Origin of the sequence: Anaeromyxobacter sp. SG66, assembly GCF_022690805.1 — a bacterium.
Taxonomy (GTDB): Bacteria; Myxococcota; Myxococcia; order Myxococcales; family Anaeromyxobacteraceae; genus Anaeromyxobacter; species Anaeromyxobacter soli.
Genome location: NZ_JALCZC010000198.1, coordinates 1 through 3,470, shown reverse-complemented (window position 1 = coordinate 3,470; position 3,470 = coordinate 1). Strand labels below are relative to the sequence as shown.

Here is a 3,470-nt window from a genome sequence, read left to right as displayed (position 1 = left end):
GCGAGCGGGCCGGGCGGCGGCGCGGCGCGGCGCGGCGGCGGTGCGGCGGGGCGGGGCGGAGCGGCGGGGCATCGGTCGAGCTCCTCGGCGAGGCGCGTACTTCTACCGCGCTTCGGGCGGGCCGTCAGGTGCCCGTGGCGCGCGGCTCGTGGACCTCGACGGCGTCCACCACGTCCGCGAGCGGCGCGCGCGGCTCGCGCCCCTCGCGCGCCTCGCGCAGGAGGGCGATCCCCCCGAGCGCGAACATCGGGAGGAGATGGGCGGCGTGGTAGAGGAGCGCGAAGGCGAGCGCCGGGGCGGCGCCGACACCGAGCCCGGCGACGACGAGCGCGGCGGCCGCCTCGAACGGGCCCGCGTTGCCGGGCGAGAGCGAGATCACGTTCGCCGCCGTGGTCGCCACGACGAGGAGCCCCGCGACCTGGAGCGTGGTCGGGAGCCCGACGGCGGCGAGCGAGAACCAGGCGACGAGGAGCTCCGCCCCCCAGCCGGCGATCCCCCACAGGAACGACTTGGCGAGCGCGCTCGGCTCGTGCGCGGCGCCGAGGCCGGCGCGGAGCCGCGCCCAGACCCCGGCGAGGCCGCGGCCCGAGGCGTCGTGGCCGGCGCGCGGCCGCGCGAGCCACACCGCCGCGAGCCCGGCGCCGCCGACGAACGCGAACGCGAGCAGGGCGTCGCGAGCCCAGGCCGGCAGCGGCGTGGCGAGGGCGAGCCCCGCGATGAGCGGGACGAGCGTCGCCGTCCCCACGACGTAGTCGAGGAGCGCCGCGGCGAGGACGGAGGTGGTGGAGAGACCGGTCCGGCGGGCGAGGAGGTGGGCGCGGACGAAGTCTCCCGCGCGCGCCGGCACGGCCACCCCGACCGCGTAGCCCGCGACGAGCGGCGCGAACGCGTCGCGCGCCCGGACGCGCACGCCGGGCGGCCGGACGACCGCTGCCCAGCGGCCCGCGTGCAGCCACTGCGAGACGACGTTCGCGGCCATCGCGAGGAGGAGCGCCTCGGGCCTCGCCGAGGCGAGCGTCTCGACGAGCTCGGAGAGGTCGACGTTCGCGAGGGCGACCCCCGCGAACGCCGCGACCAGCAGGAGCCCGACGAGCCGCAGGATCGGCCTCCGGCCGAGGTTGCCCTCGGGCGGGACGGCCAGGCGACGGAGGCGCTGCCAGAGGGCGGACACGGCGCGACAGACTAACCGCGGACCCGTCCGAGCGAAAGCCTGCGCGCGCGGCCGCAGGATCAACCGCGAACGCCGATGGACCGGTACACCCCGAGCACCTCGCGTGCCACCGACGGCCAGGCGAAGCGCTGGGCCGTGAGCCGGCCCCGGTCGCCGTACGCGGCGCCGCGCGCCGGCTCGCGCGCCAGGCGGAGGAGCGCCCGCGCCCACGCCGCCTCGTCCGCAGCGGGCAGGATCTCCCCCTCGCGGCCGTGCTGGACGATCTCCCCGTACCCGTCGACGTCCGAGGCGAGCACGGGCTTGCCAGCCGCCATCGCCTCGAGGAGCGTCACGCCGGCGCTGGGCGCCTGCGAGGGCGCGCAGAAGACGTCGGCCGTCGCGTACCAGTCCGGCCGCTCGCCGTGGACGCGCCCGGCGAACACCACGTCCTCCTCGAGCTCGCGCGGGACGCGCGCGCGGGCGCGGGAGAGCCCAGGCCCGTCGCCCACCACGATGAGCCGCGCGTCGATCTGCTTCCACGCGCGGTGGAACGCGCCGATCATCCGATCGAGCCCGTTCCGCGCCTCGACGCGGCCGAGCCAGAGCACGTTGAGCTTGCCGTCGTCGTAGCGCCGCAGCCGCCGCCCGCGCGAGAACCGGTCGAAGTCCACGCCGTGCGGGATCATCCGCACGTCGGTGCCGAGGCGGTCGCCGTAGGGCGCGAGCGCGGCGCGAGAGACCGCGATGGACGCGTCGAGCCGGTCGGCGTAGCGCTGCAGCGCGCCGCGCGCGAGCCGGAACAGGAGGCCGGGGCGCGCGCCCGGGTGGAACGTGCCGACGACCGGCCCCGTCGCGTGGTGGATGGCGAGGAGCGGCAGGACCGGCGACAGCGGCGCGTGCACGTGGACGACGTCGAACCGCTCGCGCGCGAGGATGTCGCGCAGGGCGGCGCCGACCCCCGTCCCACCGGTCACCCGCCCGACGGCGCCGCGGTGGACGAGCGGCCGGCTCGCGCCGACCCGCAGCACGTCCGCGGACTCCGCGTCGAGCGACGGCGGCGCGCCCTTGGCGGCGTCGGGCATGACGCTCGTGACGATCTTGACGCTGTGCCCGAGGCGCCGCGCCTCGCGGGCGAAGTTCTCGACGTGCTCGGGGATGCCGCCGAGGCTCGGGTAGTACTCCTCGGTCACGACGCCGATGCGCACGCTGCCGGCTCCGCGGGGCGGGCCGCCTCAGCGCGTCAGCGCCTGGCGGCGGGGCTGGAAGGGAATGACCCGCGCCTCGCGGGGCGGCATCGGGCTCACGCGCCGGCCGAGCGGCGCGCGCCGGAAGGCGAGCGGCGCGAGCGCCAGGGCGGCCGAGAGCCACGCCGCCGCCGTCAACCACAGCATGGCGAGGGCCGCCGCCGCGGCTCGGACGAACAGCACCATCCGGCGCTCTGCCCGATGCGGCGCCGCGGGGAGAGTGGCCAGGCGCAGATGACCTCGTGAGACCGACGGACCGGAGTGCGGCACGGATGGACTTCCTCCCGACGCCAAACGTAGACACCCGCTCTCGAGCCGGCCAACCGGCCCCGGCGGTGGGCCCGCCCGGTCCTCTGGCGTTCACCCTCGGAACTTTGCTAGGACGCGCGGATGTCCGAGCGGACCCTCCGCACCCGGGTGCCCGTCACCGCCGCCATCGCCGCGGCCGCGCACCTCACCGTCGACGCGCTCGCGAGCCGGCTCCCTTGGACGACGCCCCCTTACCTGCTCCTCGACCACGTGGCGGGGCCGTTCCGGGACCTCGTCGCGCTCGACCGCGGCACCATCGCCATTGCGGTGTCCATCGCCGCGTCCGGCGTCAACGGCCTCATGACCGCCACGCTCGCGGCCGCGCTCGACGGCACCGACCGGCGGGTGCGCAACCTCGGGCTGCTCCTCTCGGGGCTGTGGGTGCTTTCGGGCGGGCTGCTCGCGCTCATCTACCTGTCGGCGCCCCTCGCCCTCCTCGTCGGCAGCCTCGCCGCGGGGGTCCCGCGATCCTTCCTGGTCGCCTGGATCGCCGAGCGCATGCGGACCTGAGCCGGCCGCCGTCTCTTTCGAGACGCGCCGGCCCCGAAGGCGAGGCGGGGCCTCGCCCGCGCCGTCACCGCCGCGAGGGCAAGAGCGGCCTCAGGGTGCGCGCGGGTCGGGTCGCGGCGCGCGCCTTCTCGTCGGCGCGCGCCGCCTCGGCGCTCCGCCCGGTCCGCTCGTAGAACCGCGCGAGGCGGGTCCATCCAGCCGCCCGGCCGGGCGCGCTGCGCGCCGCGGCGACGAGCTCCGCCTCGGCCTCGGCGAGG

General features: G+C 77.7%; 4 protein-coding genes and 1 pseudogene. 1 reads left to right on the top strand and 4 read right to left on the bottom strand.

The window, feature by feature from the left end; genetic code table 11:
• Positions 1-124: 124 nt before the first annotated feature.
• From MNZ39_RS23645 to MNZ39_RS23635, 3 genes are read right to left on the bottom strand one after another with little or no spacing between them, the layout of a single operon-like run.
• Positions 125-1,171 (bottom strand): lysylphosphatidylglycerol synthase transmembrane domain-containing protein, encoded by a 1,047-nt coding sequence (locus MNZ39_RS23645; RefSeq protein ID WP_242341534.1) that lies wholly within the window; start codon positions 1,169-1,171, stop codon positions 125-127.
• A 59-nt stretch (positions 1,172-1,230) separates the two neighbouring features.
• Positions 1,231-2,355, bottom strand: a complete 1,125-nt coding sequence (locus MNZ39_RS25065) for a glycosyltransferase family 4 protein (protein ID WP_242341533.1) — start codon at positions 2,353-2,355, stop codon at positions 1,231-1,233.
• Positions 2,356-2,382: 27 nt separating this feature from the next.
• Positions 2,383-2,580, bottom strand: coding sequence for a hypothetical protein (locus tag MNZ39_RS23635; protein WP_242341532.1), 198 nt, complete (start codon positions 2,578-2,580; stop codon positions 2,383-2,385).
• Positions 2,581-2,784: 204 nt separating this feature from the next.
• Between MNZ39_RS23635 and MNZ39_RS23630 the strand changes: the two genes are divergently transcribed.
• On the top strand, positions 2,785-3,213 hold the full coding sequence (locus MNZ39_RS23630) for a hypothetical protein (protein ID WP_242341531.1): 429 nt from the start codon (positions 2,785-2,787) through the stop codon (positions 3,211-3,213).
• A 64-nt stretch (positions 3,214-3,277) separates the two neighbouring features.
• Here the strand turns inward: MNZ39_RS23630 and MNZ39_RS23625 are convergent.
• Positions 3,278-3,470 (bottom strand): annotated as a pseudogene (locus MNZ39_RS23625) (hypothetical protein); the annotation flags it as partial.

Coding starts and splice junctions, on each gene's coding strand:
- MNZ39_RS23635 (WP_242341532.1), bottom strand. CDS start 2,580: ATGGTGCTGTTCGTCCGAGCCGCGGCGGCGGCCCTCGCCATGCTGTGG.
- MNZ39_RS23630 (WP_242341531.1), top strand. CDS start 2,785: ATGTCCGAGCGGACCCTCCGCACCCGGGTGCCCGTCACCGCCGCCATC.